The sequence below is a fragment of the Streptomyces luteolifulvus genome (genome assembly GCF_008806595.1).
Taxonomy (GTDB): Bacteria; Actinomycetota; Actinomycetes; order Streptomycetales; family Streptomycetaceae; genus Streptomyces; species Streptomyces luteolifulvus.
Genome location: NZ_VZRB01000097.1, coordinates 1 through 1,358 on the forward strand (window position 1 = coordinate 1; position 1,358 = coordinate 1,358).

Genomic DNA, 1,358 nt, shown 5'->3' on the forward strand with positions numbered 1-1,358 from the left:
CGACCTGGTTCAGCCAGGAAGCGTGCGGCGGAGTCCAGTGCACCGTCCATCTCGGATGGTCGGCCAGCCACTTCTTGGTGTGCCTGGCGGTGTGGGAGGAACCGTTGTCCAGGACGACGTGTATGTCCTGGCCCGGAGCGATGACCCTGTCGAGGTGATCGAGGAAACCGGTGAAGGTCACCGCGTTGTTGCGGGTAATGATCTCGGTGAGGACCTCGCCGGTGCGCACGTCCAGGGCTGCGACGAGGGAGGCGGTGCCGTGGCGGCGGTACTCGAACTCCTCCAGGGCCGGCTTGCCCGGTGCGGCGGGGCGGCCGGGGTGGCGCCGGGAGCGGGCCGCGATCGCGGTCTTCTCGTCGATGGACAGCACCATCGCGCCTTCGGGCGGGTTGCGGTACAGGTCGCAGATGTTGGCGGCCCTCTGCCAGAAGTCGGGGGTGTCGCGGCGGGTGAGCCAGCCCCGCACCCGGTGCGGCTTGAGGTCCAGGCCGGCCAGGATCCGGCCGACCTGGGAAGCGGAGACCGCGGCGAACACCGTGCCTGCGACCCTGGCGGCGATCGTGCGGTGCGACCAGGCCGACTCCGGGTGCGGCGGTGCGCTGGCGGCCGTGGCCACGATCGCCACCCGCACGGCGGGGCCATAGGTCTTGGGACGGCCGGAGCGGGCGGCGTCCCGCAGTCCGTCCAGGCCCGCGGCGGCGAACCGGCCACGCCACTTGCGCACCGTATTCACGCTGATGTCCAGCTCCCGGGCGATGGCCCCGTTGCTGTCACCATCGGCGGCAGCCAGCACGATCCGCGCCCGCAGAACCGCCCTGACCTGCCCCTTCAGTGATAACGCCACACGTGTCAGACGCTCGCGCACTACCGCGTCCAGCTTCACCCCGACCGCCGTACCCATCCCGCCACGCACCTCGCAGCCCCTTCACCGGCGAAAGAGACGATCATGGCGTGGCGGGGCGGGCAGCCGTGCAGGATAGGCCCCGTGCCGAAGAACCCGCCCGAGTCCATGCAGCACCACCTCCGCGTCCGACTGCGCGACCGCGCGCGGGAACGCTGGCCCCAGCTCTCGGGTGTCCACGTCCGTTTCCGTACCGGATTCGCCTACGTGGCAGGCGAAATGCCAGGCGAAGAGGAGCCGCTGCCACTGTGCCGCCTGCGCTTCACCGGCGTCCTGCACACCTGGGGCTTCGCCATCTACCTCGCCAGCAGCGGCAAGTACCAGGACAACTTCCTGCCCACCGGCCTGCCATTCGGCTCACCCGAAGAAGCCCTCGACTGTGCCTGCGGCCTCTACCTCAACGACCCCACCGCCTGGACCACACCACCCTCCACGAACTAACGCGGAGCAGCACTAG

2 protein-coding genes are annotated in these 1,358 nt (G+C 70.1%); one reads left to right on the forward strand and one right to left on the reverse strand.

What is annotated here, in order from left to right; all coding sequences use genetic code 11:
* The coding region (locus tag F7R91_RS41730) for an IS630 family transposase (protein WP_150959091.1) at positions 1 to 901 on the reverse strand (901 nt) is incomplete at its 3' end.
* An 84-nt stretch (positions 902 to 985) separates the two neighbouring features.
* Here F7R91_RS41730 and F7R91_RS41735 point away from each other — a divergent pair.
* On the forward strand, positions 986 to 1,342 hold the full coding sequence (locus tag F7R91_RS41735) for a hypothetical protein (RefSeq protein ID WP_150959094.1): 357 nt from the start codon (positions 986 to 988) through the stop codon (positions 1,340 to 1,342).
* Positions 1,343 to 1,358 lie beyond the last annotated feature (16 nt).